This window comes from Streptococcus oralis, from assembly GCF_022749195.1.
In the GTDB taxonomy this organism is placed as follows: Bacteria; Bacillota; Bacilli; order Lactobacillales; family Streptococcaceae; genus Streptococcus; species Streptococcus oralis_CI.
This window is the reverse complement of record NZ_CP094226.1, coordinates 549,525-566,182: the sequence shown is the minus strand read 5'-3', so window position 1 is coordinate 566,182 and position 16,658 is coordinate 549,525. Positions and strand designations below refer to the sequence as shown.

At 43.5% G+C, this 16,658-nt stretch carries 17 protein-coding genes; 2 read left to right on the top strand and 15 right to left on the bottom strand.

Annotation, left to right across the window (positions count from 1 at the left end; genetic code table 11):
• Window positions 1–190: 190 nt before the first annotated feature.
• On the top strand, window positions 191–1,384 hold the full coding sequence (gene mntE, locus MP387_RS02815) for a CDF family manganese efflux transporter MntE (RefSeq protein WP_242747534.1): 1,194 nt from the start codon (window positions 191–193) through the stop codon (window positions 1,382–1,384).
• A 53-nt stretch (window positions 1,385–1,437) separates the two neighbouring features.
• Here the strand turns inward: mntE and MP387_RS02810 are convergent, their stop codons facing one another.
• From MP387_RS02810 to cdaA, 9 genes are all read right to left on the bottom strand, one after another.
• Window positions 1,438–2,049, bottom strand: a complete 612-nt coding sequence (locus MP387_RS02810; RefSeq protein WP_061427806.1) for a hypothetical protein — start codon at window positions 2,047–2,049, stop codon at window positions 1,438–1,440.
• Entirely contained in the window at window positions 2,046–3,914 is a 1,869-nt protein-coding gene (locus MP387_RS02805) for an ABC-F family ATP-binding cassette domain-containing protein (RefSeq protein ID WP_242747532.1), read from the bottom strand. The genes MP387_RS02810 and MP387_RS02805 overlap by 4 nt, the downstream gene beginning before the upstream one ends.
• Window positions 3,911–5,110: a CCA tRNA nucleotidyltransferase gene (locus MP387_RS02800; RefSeq protein WP_278192663.1), complete on the bottom strand. Its 1,200-nt coding sequence runs from the start codon at window positions 5,108–5,110 to the stop codon at window positions 3,911–3,913. Before MP387_RS02800 ends, MP387_RS02805 begins: the two co-directional genes overlap by 4 nt.
• On the bottom strand, window positions 5,107–5,874 hold the full coding sequence (gene dapB, locus MP387_RS02795) for a 4-hydroxy-tetrahydrodipicolinate reductase (protein ID WP_242747528.1): 768 nt from the start codon (window positions 5,872–5,874) through the stop codon (window positions 5,107–5,109). Before dapB ends, MP387_RS02800 begins: the two co-directional genes overlap by 4 nt.
• A 264-nt stretch (window positions 5,875–6,138) precedes the next feature.
• Window positions 6,139–6,987, bottom strand: coding sequence for a DegV family protein (locus tag MP387_RS02790; protein WP_242747526.1), 849 nt, complete (start codon window positions 6,985–6,987; stop codon window positions 6,139–6,141).
• A gap of 2 nt (window positions 6,988–6,989) precedes the next feature.
• Window positions 6,990–7,364 carry a DUF1149 family protein gene (locus MP387_RS02785; protein ID WP_242747524.1) on the bottom strand — a complete coding sequence of 125 codons (375 nt, stop codon included), beginning with the start codon at window positions 7,362–7,364 and terminating at the stop codon, window positions 6,990–6,992.
• 73 nt (window positions 7,365–7,437) lie between these two features.
• Window positions 7,438–8,790 (bottom strand): phosphoglucosamine mutase, encoded by a 1,353-nt coding sequence (glmM, locus tag MP387_RS02780; RefSeq protein WP_242748030.1) that lies wholly within the window; start codon window positions 8,788–8,790, stop codon window positions 7,438–7,440.
• Between the two features lie 30 nt (window positions 8,791–8,820).
• Window positions 8,821–9,618, bottom strand: a complete 798-nt coding sequence (locus MP387_RS02775) for a CdaR family protein (RefSeq protein WP_001230932.1) — start codon at window positions 9,616–9,618, stop codon at window positions 8,821–8,823.
• The gene (cdaA, locus tag MP387_RS02770) at window positions 9,605–10,462 is read right to left on the bottom strand and encodes a diadenylate cyclase CdaA (RefSeq protein WP_033630051.1); all 858 of its coding nucleotides are present in this window, start codon (window positions 10,460–10,462) and stop codon (window positions 9,605–9,607) included. The genes MP387_RS02775 and cdaA overlap by 14 nt, the downstream gene beginning before the upstream one ends.
• Window positions 10,463–10,598: 136 nt before the next feature.
• Here cdaA and MP387_RS02765 point away from each other — a divergent pair, with 136 nt between their 5' ends.
• Window positions 10,599–11,567 carry an NAD(P)/FAD-dependent oxidoreductase gene (locus MP387_RS02765; RefSeq protein WP_242747522.1) on the top strand — a complete coding sequence of 323 codons (969 nt, stop codon included), beginning with the start codon at window positions 10,599–10,601 and terminating at the stop codon, window positions 11,565–11,567.
• 32 nt (window positions 11,568–11,599) lie between these two features.
• Here the strand turns inward: MP387_RS02765 and whiA are convergent, their stop codons facing one another.
• The 6 genes from whiA to clpX are packed head-to-tail and all read right to left on the bottom strand — an operon-like array spanning window position 11,600 to window position 16,643.
• Window positions 11,600–12,511, bottom strand: coding sequence for a DNA-binding protein WhiA (gene whiA / locus MP387_RS02760; protein ID WP_049505290.1), 912 nt, complete (start codon window positions 12,509–12,511; stop codon window positions 11,600–11,602).
• Window positions 12,508–13,485 carry a YvcK family protein gene (locus tag MP387_RS02755; protein ID WP_242747520.1) on the bottom strand — a complete coding sequence of 326 codons (978 nt, stop codon included), beginning with the start codon at window positions 13,483–13,485 and terminating at the stop codon, window positions 12,508–12,510. The genes whiA and MP387_RS02755 overlap by 4 nt, the downstream gene beginning before the upstream one ends.
• Window positions 13,482–14,372: an RNase adapter RapZ gene (gene rapZ / locus MP387_RS02750; RefSeq protein WP_000163039.1), complete on the bottom strand. Its 891-nt coding sequence runs from the start codon at window positions 14,370–14,372 to the stop codon at window positions 13,482–13,484. Before rapZ ends, MP387_RS02755 begins: the two co-directional genes overlap by 4 nt.
• A 52-nt stretch (window positions 14,373–14,424) precedes the next feature.
• A complete protein-coding gene (locus MP387_RS02745; protein WP_001140417.1) occupies window positions 14,425–14,805 on the bottom strand; it encodes a RidA family protein in 381 nt (126 codons plus the stop codon).
• Window positions 14,806–14,814: 9 nt separating this feature from the next.
• Window positions 14,815–15,402: a ribosome biogenesis GTP-binding protein YihA/YsxC gene (gene yihA / locus MP387_RS02740; protein WP_242747518.1), complete on the bottom strand. Its 588-nt coding sequence runs from the start codon at window positions 15,400–15,402 to the stop codon at window positions 14,815–14,817.
• A gap of 8 nt (window positions 15,403–15,410) precedes the next feature.
• A complete protein-coding gene (gene clpX / locus MP387_RS02735) occupies window positions 15,411–16,643 on the bottom strand; it encodes an ATP-dependent Clp protease ATP-binding subunit ClpX (RefSeq protein WP_061420517.1) in 1,233 nt (410 codons plus the stop codon).
• Window positions 16,644–16,658 lie beyond the last annotated feature (15 nt).

The following is a 16,658-nucleotide window of genomic DNA, read 5'->3' as shown; positions in this document are numbered from 1 at the left end:
CTTTTCAGTATACAATTCGGAATGACGACACTATCACAGGTTTCTGCCAGCTACTCCCTTGAGTAGTACTATTATATCAAAATTTGAAAAGTTTTCAAGGGTTTAAATCAGATGAAACAAGACTAAATTTGAATTTTCCCTTGAAAACCAGTATAATGGTAGAATACTATATGACTAGAAAGGAAGCCCGATGAACCAATCCATGTCAAATCTCAAATTGGCAGAGCGCGGAGCCATTATCAGTATTTCAACCTACCTCCTCTTGTCTGCAGCAAAATTGGCAACTGGTCACCTCCTGCATTCTTCCAGTTTGGTGGCAGATGGTTTCAACAACGTATCCGATATTATCGGAAACGTTGCCCTCTTGATTGGGATTCGGATGGCCCGCCAACCTGCAGACCGTGACCATCGCTTTGGTCACTGGAAGATTGAAGATTTGGCTAGCTTGATTACTTCCATCATCATGTTCTATGTTGGTTTTGATGTGCTTCGGGACACCATTCAGAAAATCCTCAGTCGGGAACAAACACCCATTGATCCTCTGGGAGCGATTCTAGGAATCATTTCAGCAGCGGTCATGTTTGCTGTTTATCTCTATAACACACGCCTCAGTAAGAAATCCAAATCCAAGGCTCTCAAGGCAGCTGCTAAGGACAATCTTTCCGATGCTGTCACCTCGCTTGGGACTTCCATTGCTATCTTAGCCAGCAGTTTCAATTATCCAATCGTGGATAAATTAGTCGCTATCATTATCACTTTCTTTATCTTAAAGACAGCCTATGATATCTTTATCGAGTCTTCCTTTAGTCTTTCAGATGGTTTTGACGACCGTCTGCTAGAGGACTACCAAAAGGCCATCATGGAGATTCCAAAGATTAGTAAGGTCAAGTCCCAAAGAGGGCGTACCTACGGTAGCAATATCTACCTGGATATTACACTAGAAATGAATCCTGACTTGTCTGTTTATGAAAGTCATGAAATTGCGGACCAGGTCGAATCCATGCTGGAAGAGCGTTTTGGAGTCTTTGATACCGATGTCCATATCGAGCCTGCTCCCATACCTGAGGACGAGATTTTGGACAATGTCTATAAAAAACTTCTCATGCGTGAGCAATTGATTGACCAAGGAAATCAGCTAGAAGAACTCCTTGCTGAGGACTTTCTCTATATCCGTCAAGATGGAGAGCAGATGGATAAAGAGGCTTATAAGTCTGAAAAAGAACTTAGTGCTGCGATTAAGGATATTCAAATCACTTCCATCAGTCAGAAAACCAAACTCATCTGCTATGAGTTAGATGGTATCGTCCATACCAGTATCTGGCGTCGCCATGAAACTTGGCAAAATATCTTTCATCAGGAAACTAAAAAAGAAGACAAACAATGACCCTATCCAGTGGATAGGGCCTTTTTGATTATTCTACTTTAAGCAAAGACAGACTATGACGGCTTGGAAGATTTGCTTTTCGAAGCTTGTTTGGTCTGTTTTCTAGCTTGGCGATTTTGCTCGATGCGCCATTCTCTTTCATAGTACTTCATGGCCTCATAGACCCTTTCAGGAAGTCCTACATCTAGTAGAAAGATCGGGATGATCAAATCTGCTGACGGATAAAAAGGGAGAACCCTTCTCTTCAGCAGTGTTAGAAAGGATTGGGATTTCACATTTTCCTTGTTTTTAAAATAGACTTCAATACGATAAGAATCCCTATACTTCCCTCTAATCCGAGAGAAGGAAAAGTCCTCTACATCTGCCCAAGCATAGAAACGACTAAGTTTCTTTGGATTTTGTTTGTAGTAAAACCCCTCGACAGTACATTTCAAATATTCCTTATCAGAGCTTAACAGTCTGTATGTCTGATAAACGACTACTCCAGCACAAAAGAGGACAAGCAGTATTAATAACAGACTTATCGTATGAAGTTTAGTTCCCTTTTGCGAGTACGAATGGAGATAAGAGAGAGGCAGCAAGAAGAAAAGCACTGAAGCCAAGCCAAACAAGGTATTCCAAATGATTTTCTTGGGACTACGTTTAATGACTTTTTCTTCCATCATGCCAACTCACTAAGGTATTCATAACGTTCGTATTTTTCAAGGAGTTCTTCGTTTTTCTCGTCTAGCTCTTTTTGAAGAGTCGCTAGTTTGCCAAAGTCAGAGCCATTTGCCTGCATTGCTTCTTCAATAGCAGCAATACGATTTTCCAAGGTTTCAATATCGCCTTCAATGCTTGCCCACTCCTGCTTTTCTTGGTAGGTCATGCGTTTCTTGTCTTCACGTACCCTGACTACTTTTTCCTTTTCTGCCTTTTGCACTTGATTGGCCATCTCTGTTTCAAAGGCTTTTTCATCAAGATAGTCGGTGTAATGACCAAAGAAAGGACGAATCTTGCCATCCTCAAAAGCGAGAATCTTGGTCGCTACCTTATCCAAGAAATAACGGTCGTGGCTAACTGTCAAGACAGGGCCGGCAAAGCTCTGCAAGAAATTTTCCAAAACTGTCAAGGTCGCAATATCTAGGTCATTTGTCGGCTCGTCCAAAAGAAGAACATTTGGTTTTTCAAGGAGTAGTTTGAGGAGATAAAGGCGTTTTTTCTCGCCACCAGACAATTTCTCAATCAAGGTTCCATGCGTCGAACGTGGGAAGAGGAACTGCTCCAGCAACTCTGCAATGGAAGTCGTAGAACCACCACTGGTCTTAACCTCTTCTGCCACTTCCTGCAGGTAATTGATAACGCGCTTGCTTTCATCTAAACCTTCGATTTGTTGAGAGAAATAGGCGATGCGAACCGTCTCACCGATGATAACTTGACCTTTAGTCGGCTCAAGACTTCCTGCGATGAGATTAAGCAGAGTTGATTTCCCCACACCGTTGTCCCCAACGATTCCGATACGGTCTTTGGCTTGCACCAAGAGATTAAAATCTTGCAAAATGGGCTTGTTTTCATAGGCAAAGGAAACATCCTGAAACTCGATGACTTTTTTCCCAATCCGACTGGTTTCAAAGTTCATGGTCAAGTCTGCCTCAGCAACGCCACCTGAAACTTCCTTTTTCAAATCGTGGAAACGATTGATACGAGCTTGTTGCTTGGTCGCACGCGCCTGCGGTTGTCTGCGCATCCAGGCCAGTTCTTGTTTGTAGAGTTGTTCTTTCTTGTGAAGAAGGGCAGCGTCACGCTCATCTTGTTCAGCCTTGAGGCGAACATAGTCCTGATAATTTCCCTGATACTCGGTCAAGCCTGCTCGGTCCAACTCGAAAATCCGCGTTGACAAAGCGTCTAGGAAATAACGATCGTGGGTGATAAAGAGAACTGTCTTCTTAGAATTTTTCAAAAAGAGGGTCAACCACTCAATGGTCGCAATATCCAAATGGTTAGTCGGCTCGTCCAGAAGCAAGAGGTCGTGGTTTCCTAGGAGAACTTGCGCCAACTGAACCCGTCTTCTTAGACCACCTGACAATTCACCAACTGGAGTCGACAAATCCTGAATACCCAACTTGCTGAGAACAGTCTTGACCTGACTTTCGATTTCCCAGGCTTGAAGAGAATCCATCTCTGCCATGACCCGTTCCAAACGAGCTTGCTTGTCCTCACTGTAGTTGAGCATGATTAACTCATACTCACGAATCAACTGGATTTCCTTGAGGTCGCTGGAGAGAACCGTATCCAAGACCGTCTTGCTATCATCAAAGTCTGGATTCTGGGTCAAGTAGCCAATCTTATAGTCATTCTTAGCGGAAAAAGGGCTAACGTCACCATCAAAGCCTGAAACTCCAGAAAGGACATCTAACAGAGTGGTCTTACCAGTCCCATTGACACCGATCAGACCGATTCTATCCAAGTCATGAATGATAAAGGAAATATCCTTAAAAACGGTCTTGTCACCAACGGATTTGCTTAGTTTTTCAACGATAAAATCACTCATTTTTTCTCCCTCAGGTAAGCATGGATTGCTTGACGATCATTTTCCAATTCTCCATCGACAATAGCAAACTCAATCTCTGTTAAAATCTCTCCCAAGTCTGGTCCTGGCTGGTAACCATATTCCTTAATCAAAATTCCACCATTAATCTGGATTTCTTTCTTATCATGAATGGTCAAACTCTGGTAAGTTTCTTTGATGGCTTGTGGGTTGACTTCTTTCCTTTGAGCCTGACGAAGATTTTCTGCCTGTAAAAGTAAATCCAAGTCAAAGCGGTAACAATCACGCTTACTCAGCTCTCCTTCTTCTCGCAAAGCCAAAATAGTCAGCAAATCCTGAACCTGCTTGGCAAACTGGCGTGAGGTTTTCCATACCTTCAAAAATGGCTGAGCATCCTCAATTTCCAGGACCCACAAGAGAGCCGCCCAGGCTTGTTCGGAAGACTCAAAAGTGAAATCAGTCTCCAAATCAAACAGTTTGTTGAGCTTGTCCTGGCTCCCTGCCATATCTGGAAGATAGTCATAAGCTCGACTCTCAATCATGGAAGACAGACCAACTCGCCAAAAAGGTGCCAGCAATAGTTTATCAAACTCAACGAAGGTGCGCTCCACAGAAATTTTCTCCAAAAGTGGCGTCAAAGTCTTCATCGCCTCAAAAGTTTCTGGCTCAAGTTCAAAACCAAGACTGGCTTGAAAGCGGAAACCACGCATAATACGCAAAGCATCCTCGTTGAAACGTTCACTAGCCACTCCAACTGCTCGCAAGACTTGGTTTTCTAAATCGTCTAAACCATGGAACAAGTCAATAATTTCGCCTGTCTCATCCAAGGCAAAGGCATTAACTGTAAAATCACGGCGCTTGAGGTCCTCTTCTAGCGAACGCACAAAGGAAACCGCGCTGGGCCTGCGAAAGTCCACATAGACATCTTCGGTCCGAAAGGTGGTTACCTCATACTCCTCATCCCCATCTAAGACCAAGACAGTTCCGTGCTCGATTCCGATATCAGCTGTTCGCGGAAAAATCTGCTTGGTCTCCTCTGGATAGGAAGAAGTCGCGATATCCACATCATGGATGGGGCGATTGAGGAGGGCATCTCGAACAGAGCCTCCAACAAAATAAGCTTCAAAGCCTGCTTCTTTAATTTTTTCTAATACTGGTAAAGCCTTCTGAAATTCAGAAGGCATTTGCGTTAATCTCATAATAAGTGTTCTAATCCATAGACAAGCTCATGACGCTTGACAACTTCTTTGATTCCCAAATTGACCCCTGTCATGAAGGAGCTGCGATCATAGGAGTCATGACGGATGGTCAATCCTTCTCCCTGATTGCCAAAAATGACTTCTTGATGGGCTACCAAGCCTGGTAGACGAACCGAGTGAATACGCATGCCATCAAAGTCAGCACCACGGGCACCTGCAATCAATTCTTCCTCATCAGGCGCACCTTGCTGGATAGACTCACGCACTTCTGCCATCAACTCAGCCGTTTTAATGGCTGTTCCGCTCGGAGCATCTTTTTTCTTGTCATGATGGAGCTCGATAATCTCCACATTTGGGAAATATTTGGCAGCCTGCGCCGCAAATTGCATGAGCAAGACAGCTCCCAAGGCAAAGTTAGGGGCAATCAAGCCACCCAAATCTTGTTCACGAGAAAATGCTTTTAGTTCTGTAATTTCTTCACTAGTGAATCCTGTTGTTCCAACTACTGGAGCAAAGCCTTTTTCAAGAGCAAAGCGTGTATTTTCGTAGGCAACGGCTGGTGTAGTAAAATCCACCCAGACATCCGCTTCAACACCAGCCAAGTCAGCCTTATCATTGAAGACAGGAATTCCCTGCCATTCTGACTCAGACTCAAAAGGATCCAAAACTGCGACCAAGTCCAAGTCTGGATCAGCCAAGACCATCTGACAAGCAGCTTGGCCCATCTTTCCCTTAAAACCGGCAATAATTACTCGAATACTCATCTCTACTCCTGTCTAAGATACAAAGCCTGTAAGAACACAAAGTGAAAATAGGAGTTCTGATCAAGGAGTGTCTACTCCTTGGAAGAACTATCTTTTTCACACAGGGTTCCAGGCGTGTTCAATTATCAAGATACAAAGGACGTTAGCTGCCCATGAAAAATAGGGAATGTCGCTGACTTTCCATGAAAGGCAAGACAGGCATCTTTTTTCAAGAGGCAAGTAGGCCGTGTTCAATTTCTAAGATACAAGGCCTATAAGAACAATTTAGACGATTGGTGTATAGCTCAAGGCGATACTACCTTCTCCAAGGTGGGTCCCAATGACACTACCAAAGGTTTCAATTGGAATTTCAGCAGTCACACCACTCTCCATCAAAAGCTGACGTAAATCCGCTGCCTTTTGAGGAGCATTCCCATGAATGACTGTTATACGGTAGTCCCCATCTTTTGTCAACTCCTTGATGATTTCCACCAAACGTTTAATTGCTTTCTTTTCTGTACGAACTTTTTCGTAAACTTCAATCACACCTTGGTCATTAAAGTAGAGGATAGGCTTGATACTGAGGAGATTTCCTAAGATAGCTGCTCCATTTGACAAACGTCCTCCCTTAACCAAGTGGTCGAGGTCATCTACTATGATAAAGGCTGAATTATCAGCAATTTGAATCCCCAACTTCTCCTGAATCTGGGCAAAATCATCGCCTTGTTCTGCCCATTCAAAAGCACTCTCTACCATAAATCCTAGAGGGGAGCTTGTGATATGGGTATCCGGAAAGGCAATGGTCAAGCCATCATACTCATCCAACATGTATTGGATGTTCTGATAAAAGCCTGAAATTCCAGACGAAAGAAAGAGTCCCAAGACATGGGTATAGCCCTCATCTTTCAAGGAATTTAGAATCTCATCCAATTTGGCAATACTCGGTTGACTGGTTTTAGGCAATTCTACAGACTGAGCCATTTTTTGATAAAATTCCTCAGCAGTCAGATTGACACCTTCGACATACTCCTCTCCATCGATATTGACAGGAATATCCAAGATAAATAGATTCTCTCTTTGCAGCGTCTTCTCCTCTAAATAGGCTGAAGAATCTGTAATGACAGCTAATTTCATGACTAAAACTCCAAATTGATCCCTGGAAGATCCAAGGCGATTTCTGTTACTTCATACGTCAAACGATTGAGCATGTTCAAACATGGACGAGCCAGAGTTTCAACTTCTTCTTGGTTAAATTCGCCTGGTTCGTTGACAATGCGACCTTCCACATGGTTAACTTGGGAAATCGTTCCGCTGATGACAAATTTGTCAAAGACAATCATGAAACTCAAGATAACAACAAGCGAAGTCACTTGGTTTTCTTGATCATGTTGGAGCAACTGAAAGTTCACATCTACCTTGGTTTCAGGAGCTCCATTTTCATTTTCCCATTCAAAATTACGAGCATCAAAGTGATACTGGCTAACAAATTCTTGTTCTCGTTTAAGATTCATTTTTCTCTCCCATTGCTACAATTTACTATGCAATTGTACCACATTTTTATCATTTCATCTAGTTTTCTAGGCTTTAGTCAATTCCGATTTCATCTTTAACAACAGCAGCAATTGTATCTACGTAGTAGTTAACTTCTTCTGTTGTTGGGGCTTCTGCCATGACGCGCAAGAGGGGTTCTGTTCCACTTGGACGGACAAGGATACGACCGTTCCCTGCCATTTCTTCTTCCATCTTTTCGATGATCGTTTTAATAGCTGGTACTTCCATGGCTTTTTCTTTCATGGCATTTTCCACTCGGATATTGACCAGTTTTTGTGGGTAAATCGTCACTTCTGATGCCAGTTGAGACAAGCTCTTGCCTGTTTCTTTCATGATTTTAGTCAATTGGACAGCTGATAATTGACCATCACCAGTTGTATTGTAATCCATTAAGATAACGTGACCAGACTGTTCACCACCAAGATTGTAGCCTGATTTTCTCATTTCTTCAACAACATAGCGGTCTCCAACAGCAGTCACTGCCTTGTTAATACCAGCACTTTCCAAGGCCTTATGGAAACCAAGGTTAGACATAACGGTTGTCACGATGGTGTTTTGAGCCAACTGGCCTTTTTCAGAAAGATATTTACCGATGATGTACATGATCTTATCACCATCGACGATCTCGCCATTTTCATCGACAGCAATCAAGCGGTCACTATCTCCGTCAAAGGCCAAACCAATAGCTGACTGGCTTTCTTTGACTAGTTCTTGGAGAGCTTCTGGGTGAGTTGAACCAACATTTAGGTTGATATTAAGACCATCTGGTGTTTCCCCGATTACAGTCAACTGGGCACCCAGATCAGCGAAAATCTGACGAGCACTTGTAGCAGCTGCACCGTTGGCTGTATCCAAGGCAACTTTCATTCCTTCAAGAGGAGTTCCAGTTGAAACAAGGTAGCCTTCATACTTACGCAAACCTTCTGGATAGTCCACTAAGGTTCCCAAGCCTTCGGCACTTGGACGAGGAAGAGTGTCTTCTGTAGCATCCAGCAAGGCTTCGATTTCTGCTTCTTTTTCATCATCAAGTTTGAAGCCATCCCCACCAAAGAATTTAATTCCATTATCAAGGGCTGGGTTGTGACTAGCGGAAATCATGACACCTGCACTGGCTCCCTCAGTTTTAACCAAGTAAGCTACTGCTGGTGTTGCAAGGACACCGAGTTTGTAGACGTGAATCCCTACAGAGAGGAGACCTGCCACTAAGGCAGATTCTAGCATTTCTCCTGAGATACGTGTATCACGTCCTACAAAGACTTTAGGGGCTTCTGTTTCGTGTTGGCTGAGAACATAACCACCAAAACGTCCCAGTTTAAAGGCCAATTCTGGCGTCAGTTCTACGTTTGCTTCTCCACGGACTCCATCGGTCCCAAAATATTTACCCATTTTATTTATCATCCTTTTCTACTATTTTATTTAGTCCTGTTTAGACGAGTCTGGTTTCGTTTCTGAACTCGTTGAAGACGAACTGCTGGTTGAAGAGCCCGTTGACGAGGTCGTTGACGAAGAACTCGAGCTAGACGATACTGTTTTGGTTGTAATTTTCATTGTAGTGTCAAATGGCATAATGACGCTTGGCAAGACATTTCCATTTTTATCAACTGCTTGTAGTGGAACAGATGCCGAGTAGTTACCTGTTATCCGTTCACTCGTTGGCAAGATGGCAATGACACGATCTACTCTAGAGAGAGTCTCCTCGTCACTAATAACCGTTACTTTTTCATCTGACACAGTGACTGTATCAATTTTCACACGAGAATCAATCTGGCTAGGGTCAATCTCCGGCACAACAATTACATTATCTCGTTTTGCTTTTTTACCAACCTTGACTGTTATCTTTTGCGGTGTCGCAACAGCTGTCAAACCACTCGGTAAATTTTCAATGGTTAGAGGAACTTCGATAGTTCCTACACTGGCATTGGTTAAGTCAGCTTTGACCTTGAATTTCCGAGTGCTTTCCTGCATTTCACTCGCCAAAGCAACTCTGTTTGACCCTGTCAGAAAGACGGTCACTTCAGAGGTAAAACCACTGATAAAGTACTGATCACTGTCATACTGAATATCGATTGGGACATTAAGAACCGTATTGGTATAGGTTTCTGTCCGCACTTGTCTGGCACTGTTGCTGTTCTGATAGTTTGTTGAAGTCGCATAGATAAAGAGGATGCAGGCGAAAAAGAAGGAAGAAATAATATAAAGACTATTTTTTCTCATGTTTCAATCCTCCTAGCAAACGCTCTTTCAGACCTTGTTTTTTCTCTGATGTTGGAAGCAAGATTCTTCTTAACTCCGATTCAAACTCTTCCAAGGTCAAATCATGCTTAAAGACTCCATTATAGGTGATTGAGATTCCGCCTGTTTCCTCTGAAACCACAAAGGTAAGAGCATCCGATACTTCTGACAGACCAATCGCTGCCCTGTGACGTGTCCCAAACTCCTTGGAAATTCCAGTATTTTCAGTCAGGGGTAGGTAGGCTGAAGTTACGGCAATCCGATCTTCTCTGACAATGACCGCTCCATCGTGTAAGGGTGTATTGGGGATAAAGATATTAATCAATAATTCAGAGGAAATCTTAGCATCTAGAGGAATCCCAGTTGAGATGTATTCCTGCAAGGTTCTCACACGCTGTACCGCTACCAGAGCACCAATCTTACGAGGGCTCATGTACTCGACTGATTTGACAAAGGCACGAACCATTTGCTCTTCCGCACTAATAGGGGCATTGTAGAAGAAATCCGTAGCCCGGCCCAATCGTTCCAAACCAGTCCGAATCTCTGGTGAAAAGATAACCACCGCTGCGATAACCCCATAAGTGATGATCTGATTGATCAACCAGGAAATGGTCGTCAAACCAATCATATTGGACAGAATCTGACCTAAAATAAAGACCAGAACTCCCCGCACCAATATCATGATTTTGGTCCCTGCAATCGCTTTGGTAAAATGATATAAAATATAAGTCACAATGAGAATATCAATCAGATTGGTGACTATTGTCCAAGGGCTTGAAAACAAACTCGTCCAGTATTGCAAATTGGATAATGGTTGAAAATTCATCCCTGGCCTCCTCCCTGTCAAAACACTTTCTGTACCATTATACCATTTTTTGCCCATTTTTTCCCTATCCTACCTCATTTTAAATTAAGCAAAAATATGATAAAATAAACTGACTAGAAAAAACGAAGGAGAAATCATGTCTCAACTCTATGATATTACTATTGTAGGTGGCGGTCCTGTTGGGCTCTTTGCTGCCTTTTACGCCCACCTACGTCAAGTCAAAGTCCAAATCATCGACTCCCTTCCCCAGCTAGGTGGCCAGCCTGCCATCCTCTACCCTGAGAAACAAATCCTTGATGTGCCAGGTTTTCCAAACTTGACCGGAGAAGAGTTGACCAATCGCTTGATTGAACAGCTAAACGGCTTTGATACCCCTATTCATCTCAATGAAACAGTTCTTGAGATTGAGAAACAAGATCAAGGTTTTAGAATTCAAACTAACAAAGGGAGCCATCTGACCAAAACAGTCATCATTGCCATGGGTGGTGGTGCCTTTAAACCACGTCCTCTTGAACTAGAAGGGATTGAGGCCTATGAAAATATCCACTACCACGTTTCCAACATTCAGCAATACGCTGGAAAGAAAGTGACCATCCTTGGTGGTGGGGACTCAGCAGTAGACTGGGCTCTGGCTTTTGAAAAGATTTCCCCAACTACCCTTGTTCACCGCAGAGATAATTTCCGCGCCTTGGAACATAGTGTGCAAGCCCTGCAAGAATCATCTGTGACCATCAAGACACCGTTCGTCCCTAGCCAACTCCTTGGAGATGGTAAGACACTCGACAAACTAGAAATCACCAAAGTCAAATCAGATGAAACTGAAACTATCGAAGTAGACCACCTCTTTGTCAACTACGGCTTCAAGTCTTCTGTCGGAAATCTTAAAAATTGGGGTCTGGACCTCAACCGTCACAAGATTATCGTCAATAGCAAGCAAGAATCTAGCCAAGCAGGTATCTATGCTATTGGCGACTGCTGCTACTATGAAGGTAAGATCGATTTAATTGCGACAGGACTGGGAGAAGCACCAACTGCTGTCAATAATGCCATTAACTACATTGACCCAGAACAAAAAGTGCAACCAAAACACTCGACCAGTTTATAAGAAAAGAACCACGAATCAACTGATTCGTGGTTTTATAATTCATCTGCTATTTTATTGATTTTTCTGAGTCTGTGGTTGACGCCACTTTTAGTCAAGGGATTGCTCAGACTATCTGCCAACTGCTGGATAGAGTAGTCTGGATGCTGGATTCGCAACTGAGCCACCTCCTGCAAATCCACGGGTAAATTTTCCAAACCCATTCTATCTTTGATTTTACTGATATTATTGATAGTCTTCATGCTGGCAGAAACTGTCCGAGCGATATTGGCTGTTTCAGCGTTATTGGCTCGATTGAGATCGTTACGAGTTTCACGCAAAATCTTGACGCGCTCAAAGTTATCACGCGCCTGCATAGCCCCAATTACGATCAAGAAATCCATGATGTCCTCTGCCCGCTGGAGATAGGTAACTGCACCTTTCTTTCGCTCAATAACCTTGGCATCCAGTAAAAATTGCTGGAGGAGAGAGGCTAGTCCTTGGGCGTGGTCCAGATAAACGGAACTGATCTCCAACTGGTACTTGCCAGACTCAGGATCTCGGATGCTACCATTTGCCAGAAAGGCCCCACATAAGTAAGCACGACCAGCCTCCTCATCTGCTAAGATATCGGGATCAATACCCGTCTCCAAACCAAAGAAGGAATCTGCAAGTCGCAAATCAGCTAAAAGCTCCTGCACCCTCTCATCTGTATAGACCGTATAGACACGATTCTTGCGAAGATTGCTTCTCTGATGGTGACGAATTTCTGACTTGATTTCATAAAAATGGAGAAAAGACTCATAAAGGTGCCGAGCTAACTTAGCATTTTCAGTCACAACAGACAAGGTCAGGCCAGAAGTCGAGAGACCGATACTGCCAGACATCTTGATAATGGCCGATAGTTCATAACGACTGAGATGGTGTTGACCAAGAATTTCCTCTTTTACTGCAACTGTAAAACTCATTTTCTCACCTGTATAATGCGCATCAATTCATCTACAATCAAATCGCCATCATGGAAGGCTCCTCCATTTTCCAAACGAAGGAAGTTGGATGAAATCACACGAGGGACCTGCTTGCAAAGACCAGCAAAATCATGCTCTACCTGAACCAAATATTCATCAAAACGGTTGGTATCCATGTATTCTCTAGGAACCTTTTCGATATTAACCAAGACCGTATCAATAAATGGCCGACCTAAGTGTCGATGGAGGACTTCCACGTGGTCACTGTCTGAAAAGTGCTCTGTTTCCCCACGCTGGGTCATGATATTGCAGACATAGGCGATCTCCGCCTTGGTCTCCAAGAGTGCCTGTCCAATCTCCTCGATGACAATATTGGGCAAAATTGATGTAAAGAGGGAACCAGGCCCCAAGACAATCATGTCACTCTCGAGAATGCTATTGACTACTCGACGGCTGGCTTGCGGTGTTTCATCATCCAAGGTATTGGTCACATAGACATGGTCAATCATGCCTGGATGATCTGCAATGTGGCTCTCACCTGCCACCTCAGAACCGTCTCTAAAGACTGCATGCAGTGTCAAAGGCTGATCACTTGAGGGGTAGATTTTTCCTGTTGTGTGGAAAAAGAGACTTAGCAGCTGCATGGCATTATAAGTGGACCCTTGCATTTCAGAGAGCCCTGCTATGATGATATTCCCCAGTGGATGACCCGCAAAAGCTCCAGCGTCTTCTGAAAAGCGGTACTGAAAAACCTTCTCATAAAACTTAGGCATATCCGACATAGCCACCAGAACATTACGAAGATCACCTGGTGGTGTCAGCTGTTGGATATTCTTTCTTAGCTCACCAGAAGAGCCACCATCATCAGCTACCGTTACGATAGCAGCAATCTCAACATCCTTTTCTCGCAAGCTTTTCAAAATGACGGGGATACCTGTTCCTCCACCAATCACCGTTATCTTTGGTTTTCTCATGAACGGTTTACCGTTTCCTTTCTTCTGTCTTTGTCACGATGGCTTTCATTGACAGGCCAATTTTTAGCAAGGTCCTCAGCGATTCGTTTGGCAAAGGCAACACTACGGTGCTGTCCACCTGTACATCCTACTGCGATGGTTAAAACAGACTTGCCTTCTTTTTTGTAACTTGGCAAAATGGGTTCAATCAAGGCGAGTAAGTGCTGATAGAAACTTTCAGACTCTTCATGATTCATCACATAGTCATAAACTGCTTGATCCTCACCTGTCTGATTACGAAGCTCCGGAAGGTAGTATGGATTTGGCAAGAAACGGACATCAAATACCAAGTCCGCATCGATCGGGATACCATACTTGAATCCAAAAGACATGACCTCGATACGGAAAGACTGGGCTTGTTCTTGGTCCGAAAATTGCTCAGCAATGGTTTTACGAAGTTCACGCGGAGTGAGTTCGGTCGTATCCACCACATTTTGGCTCATGTTTTTCAAAGGTGCCAAGAGCTCACGTTCCAGCTTGATACCATCTAAAATTCGACCATCTGCTGCTAGCGGGTGACTTCTTCTCGTTTCCTTATAGCGTGCTACCAATTCCTTATCTGCTGCGTCTAAAAAGAGGATTTTGAAGTCCAAATCGTCTTGGTTTTCCAATTCATCCAAAACTGCCTGAATCTCTGAAAAGAAGGAACGGCTCCGCATGTCCACAACCAAGGCCAGTTTGTGGTCATCATCTTTAGTTTCAACCAACTGCAAGAACTTTGGTAAGAGGGCTGGTGGCATATTATCAATGGTAAAATATCCCAAATCTTCGAAGGACTGAATGGCTACCGTTTTCCCTGCGCCACTCATCCCTGTCACAATCACCAGGTGAAGTTGTTTCTTTGTCATCTATCTCTCCTTATATCAAAAAAAAGTTTGGCAGAGCCAAACTTCAACTAGCTTATCCAATCTCTGCGATCACTTCAATTTCGACTTTTACATCACGAGGAAGACGTGCAACCTCTACAGCTGAACGAGCTGGGAACTCCTCTTTAAAGGCAGTCTGGTAAACCTCGTTAAAAGGAACAAAGTCATTCATATCGCTCAAGAAGCAAGTTGTTTTAACAACATGGTCAAAGTCTGTTCCTGCTTCAGCCAAAATAGCAGCAATGTTTTTCAAAACTTGTTCTGTCTGTTCTTGGATCGTTTCTCCTACAATTTCTCCAGTTTCAGGAGATAGAGGAACTTGACCGCTAGCAAACAAAAGATTGCCAACGATTTTCCCTTGAACATATGGTCCGATAGCCTTTGGAGCTTTGTCTGTATGAATTGTTTTTGCCATTTCTTTCCCTCACAATTTTTCTAATATTGCATCCCAAGCCTGATCCATCCCTGCCTTGCTGACAGATGAAAAGAGGATGAAGTCGTCACTTGGGTCAAAGTTTAATTTCTTTTTGATTGCTGATTCATGCTTATTCCACTTACCACGAGGAATCTTGTCCGCCTTGGTCGCAACGATGATAACCGGAATCTCATAATACTTGAGAAATTCGTACATCTGCACATCATCTGCTGACGGGTTGTGACGGAGGTCCACCAAACTGACTACGGCACGGAGATTTTCCCGAGTTGTCAGGTACTCCTCAATCATGCGCCCCCACTTTTCACGTTCCTTTTTGGAAACGCGGGCATAGCCATAACCTGGTACATCCACAAAACGCATCTTGTCATCAATGTTAAAGAAGTTGAGCAACTGGGTTTTGCCAGGTTTTCCTGATGTACGGGCCAGATTCTTGCGGTTCAGCATGGTGTTGATAAAGCTAGACTTGCCAACATTTGAACGCCCTGCAAGGGCAATCTCTGGCAATTCATCCTGCGGATAGTGGGACTTGTTTGCCGCACTGAGCAAGATTTCAGCATTGTGTGTATTGATTTCCATAGTCACCTCTAGGCTGTTTCTAGGATTGGTTTTTCCGTTCCATCGACAGCTTCTTTTGTGATGCGAACCAATTTCACATTTTCTTGACTTGGAACTTCAAACATAACGTCTAGCATGGTTTCTTCGATAATAGACCGAAGACCACGCGCACCAGTTTTGCGTTCGATAGCCTTATTGGCGATTTCCTGAAGGGCTTCATCGTCAAATTCCAACTCAACGTCATCATAAGAAAGCAAGGTTTGGTATTGTTTCACCAAGGCATTTCTTGGCTCTTTCAGGATGCGAACCAAGTCATCAACCGTCAATTGCTCAAGAGCAGCAAATACAGGCAAGCGTCCAATCAACTCAGGGATAATCCCGAATTTTTGAATGTCTTCTGCGATGATTTCTTGCATGTAGGAGCTGTTTTCGTCAATCGCCTTGTTGTTTTGACCAAATCCAATAACTTTCTCACCCAGACGTTGTTTAACGATTTCTTCGATGCCATCAAAGGCACCACCCACGATGAAGAGGATATTTTTAGTATCCACCTGAATCATCTCTTGTTGTGGATGTTTGCGTCCACCTTGAGGTGGCACGCTGGCTACAGTTCCCTCGATAATCTTGAGAAGGGCTTGTTGTACCCCTTCGCCCGAAACGTCACGTGTGATAGACACATTCTCGCTCTTCTTGGCAATTTTGTCAATTTCATCTACGTAGATAATCCCACGCTCTGCACGTTCGATGTTAAAGTCAGCAGCCTGCAAGAGTTTGAGGAGGATATTTTCCACATCCTCACCCACATACCCAGCCTCAGTCAGAGCTGTCGCATCTGCAATAGCAAAAGGCACGTTCAAGCTCCTAGCCAAAGTCTGAGCCAAGAAAGTTTTCCCAGAACCAGTTGGACCAATCATCAGGATATTTGACTTCTGCAAATCCACATCTTCTGACTCTTCACGCGTATCGTGGAAATTAATGCGTTTATAGTGATTGTATACAGCCACTGCCAAGGCACGTTTGGCACGATCCTGACCAATCACATAGTGGTTTAAGATATTGAGGAGTTCGATTGGTTTTGGTACTTCAGACAAGTCTGCCAAGACTTCCTCGGCCAACTCCTCCCGAATGATTTCCTGGGCCAACTCCACACATTCATTACAGATAAAGGCGTTGTTCCCAGCGATTATTTTCTTTACTTCTTCTTGGCTTTTGCCACAAAATGAGCAATAAACCATCATATCATTTTTCCTATTTGTAGGCATGATTTCCTTCCATTC